The sequence below is a fragment of the Rhodococcus jostii NBRC 16295 genome (assembly GCF_001894825.1).
GTDB lineage: Bacteria > Actinomycetota > Actinomycetes > Mycobacteriales > Mycobacteriaceae > Rhodococcus_F > Rhodococcus_F jostii.
The window spans coordinates 1-3438 of record NZ_BCWY01000196.1; the positions used below are offsets into that span (position 1 = coordinate 1).

The 3438-nt window shown below is 68.6% G+C and carries 1 protein-coding gene; it reads right to left on the reverse strand.

Annotated features, from left to right (window positions below; translation table 11 throughout):
• Positions 1-3438, reverse strand: a 3438-nt coding sequence (locus RJ1_RS47370) for a non-ribosomal peptide synthetase (RefSeq protein WP_218026519.1), incomplete at both ends; no start/stop codon positions are given.

Consider the following 3438-nt stretch of genomic DNA (forward strand, 5'->3'; position numbering starts at 1 on the left):
GACGGTGGATGAGGTCGGTGAGGGCGTGGTGGAGGGCGGTGGTGTCGAGGTGTCCGGTGAGGTGGAGGGTGAGGGGGATGTTGTAGGTGGGGGTGGTGGTGTCGTATTGGTTGAGGAACCAGATGCGTTGTTGGGCGGGGGATAACGGCGCGAACTCCGGCTGCGATCCCGGAGTGGGCGCCGGCAGCGGCGCCTCGTCCGAATCGTGGTCGAGGTGGGTGGACAGAACCCGCGGGGTGCGGTCCTCGAACAAGGTCCGGACGTCGATATGGGTGTGCAGCGTCGAATTGACCCGCGCCACTACCCGTGTCGCCGTCAAAGAGTTTCCACCCGCCTCGAAGAAGTCGTCGTCGACACCGACGTGTTCCAGACCCAGCACGGCCGCGAACGCATTCGCGACGGTCTCCTCCACGGGCGACGTCGGCCGGTGTGCAGGATCGGCCGCGGAGTCGAACCCGGGATCGGGCAGTGCGGTGCGGTCGAGTTTGCCGACGGGGGTCAGTGGGATCCGGTCGATCGGCACGATCGTGGTGGGCACCATGTACGCCGGAAGGCGTTCGGCAAGATAGGCCGAGAGCCGGGCCGGGGCGAGATTCGGGGACCCGACGACGTAGGAGACAAGAATCAGATCCCCGGCGGGTCCGGTGCGGGTGAGGGTCGCAGCGTAGTCCACGTCCGGGTGGGCGCCGAGAGCGGCGTCGATCTCGCCGGGCTCGATGCGGAACCCGCGCACCTTCACCTGGAAGTCGGCGCGCCCGAGATACTCGAGCACCCGACCGCCGGATGAGTCGGCAATCCAGCGGACGATGTCGCCGGTCCGGTACATCCGCCCGCCCGCCGGCCCGTACGGGGCAGCGACGAAGCATCCTGCGGTCAGCCCAGGCCTCCGGTGATATCCGCGGGCCAGGCCCGGCCCGGCGACGTACAACTCGCCCGGAACGCCGTCCGGAACCGGCTGGAGACGCACATCCAGCACGACTTCCTCCGCGCCGGTGATCGGGCCACCGACCGTCACAGTGGACCCGGGCCCGAGCGGACCGCTGACATTGCACATCGCGGTGGTCTCGGTGGGGCCGTACCCGTTCCACAGCGTGCGGCCTCGGGACCACCGGGTCACCAGGCCGGGCGGACAGGCCTCGCCGCCGACGAGAACCTGGCCGAACCCGTCGTATCCGTCGAGGTCGTCGGGATCGGCCGAGGCGAGTGCGGCAGTCGGGACGAAGGCGTGCGTGACCCGCTCGGCGGCGAGGAAGCGTGACAGCTCCGTGCCGCCGACGACCGTCGGCGGGCAGATCACCAGAGTCGCTCCAGGGCCGAAGGCCAGAAGATAATCGAACACCGATCCGTCGAACGACGGTGACGAGAAGTGGAGCACGCGCGAGTGCGGCCCTGAACCGAGGGTGGCCGCCTGCGCCGCGGCCAGTGCTGCCAGCCCGCGGTGTGGAACCACCACGCCTTTCGGGACGCCGGTCGATCCGGATGTGTAGATCACATACGCGGGATGGTCGCTTCGCAGTGGCTGCCCGCGCTCGGCGTCACCGACGACACCGCTCGACTGCTGTTCGACCGTCGCGACCGTCTCGGTGTCGTCAAGGACGAGCCACGGCACCGTGCCGGGTAGCTGCTCGCGCTGCGGTGTCAGCGTGACGCCGAGAGCGACACCCGAATCGGCGATCATGTCGTCGATGCGTACGGCGGGATAGCCCGCGTCGATCGGGACGAAAGCGGCTCCGGTCTTGGTGATCGCCCAGACCGCGAGCACGGAGTCGACGGAACGGGGAATCGCCAGGGCGACGAAGCTTTCCGGCCCCGCACCGCGGGCGATCAGCACACGAGCCAATCGATTCGAGGCCTCGTCGAGGTCGCGGTAGCTCGTCGTGCGGCCTGCACATTCGACGGCGACGGCGTCCGGGTCGAGGGCTGCGGCGTCGGCAAAGATCGCGGCGAGCGTGCGGATGGCGGGTGCGCGATCGCCGCGCACGGGCGCGAGCGCACGAAACTCGTCGTCGCCGAGTAGCCGAACCGACGCGACGGTCGTGTCCGGTGCCGTGGCGATGAGGTCCAGCGCGCGGCCCATGCGTGCCGCGATCGCTTCGACGTCGTTGCGGGCGAGGAACTCCGGGAGATACTCGAACTTGAGGTGCAGCCTGTCGTCGGTGGTGGTGGCGAGGGCGAGGGGGTAGTGGGTGGCGTCGGTGGCGGAGGTGGTGGTGATGGTGAGGTCGGTGGGTGGGGGGTTGGTGTGGTGGGGGTAGTTCTCGTGGACGGTGAGGGTGTCGAAGGTGGTGGCGTGGGGGTGGGGGATGTGGGTGAGTGGGAGGTGGTGGTGGTCGAGGAGTTGGGTGTGGGTGGTGTGGGTGTGGTGGAGGAGGGTGGTGAGGGTGTCGGTGGGGTGGAGGGTGATGCGGACGGGGATGGTGTTGATGAAGAGTCCGATCATGTTTTCGACGTGGGGGATGTGGGGTGGGCGTCCGGAGACGGTGGTGCCGAAGGTGATGTCGGTGGTGCCTGTGTGGGTGGCGAGGACGAGGGCCCAGGCGGTGTTGATGATGGTGTGGAGGGTGAGGTTGTGGGTGCGGGCGAGCGTCCGCAACGCCTCCGTCTGCTCTCGCGACAGTGTCACCCGGTACTCGTCGGGAAAGGTGGACGGGACGCGGTCGCGCGCGGACGGCAGCAGGATCGTCGGTCCTTCCAGCCCGTCCAGGACTTCAGCCCACGCGGCCTGGCTTTCCTCGAGCGACTGTTGCGCAAGCCATTCCAGATAGCGGCGATACGGACGCGGGCGAAGTACTGCGTCGGGGTCGGTGTGGTGCTCGTACAACTGGAGGAGTTCGTGCAGGAGTAGCGGGGTGGACCAGCCGTCGAGCAGGATGTGGTGGTGGGTGAGGGCCACCCGGTGATGGGTGGGGCTGTGTGTGATGTGGATCAGCCGCAGCAGGGGTGGTGCGGTCAGGTCGAACGGGGTGGTGCGGTCGGCGGCGACGATGTCGTGCGCGACCCTCCCGTCGTGCTCGTCGCTGAGATCATGGTGGGTCCAGCGAAGTGGTGCGGGAGTGATGATCTGAATGGGTGTGCCGTCGGGCGTGCGTCCGAATGCGGCACCCAGGTTCGGGTGGCGGCCGAGCAGGGCTGCCGCGGCGTCGCGGAGGCGGTCGGCGTCGAGAGGTCCGTCGATGTCGAGGACGACTTGGACGACGTAGGTGTCGAGAGTATGGCTGGTCAGTTCGTGGTGGAAGAGAAGGCCTGCCTGCAAGGGGGTGACGGGCCAGACGTCGGTGAGGGTGGGGTAGTCGTGGTGGAGTGCGTCGAGGGTGGGTTGGTCGAGGTGGACGAGGTCGAGGTCGCTGGGGGTGAGGCGGCCGGCTCCGGGCCGGCTGGTGTGGTCGGCGATGGCGGTGAGGGCGCTCGTCCAGAGGTCGGTGAGTTCGGTGACGTCGG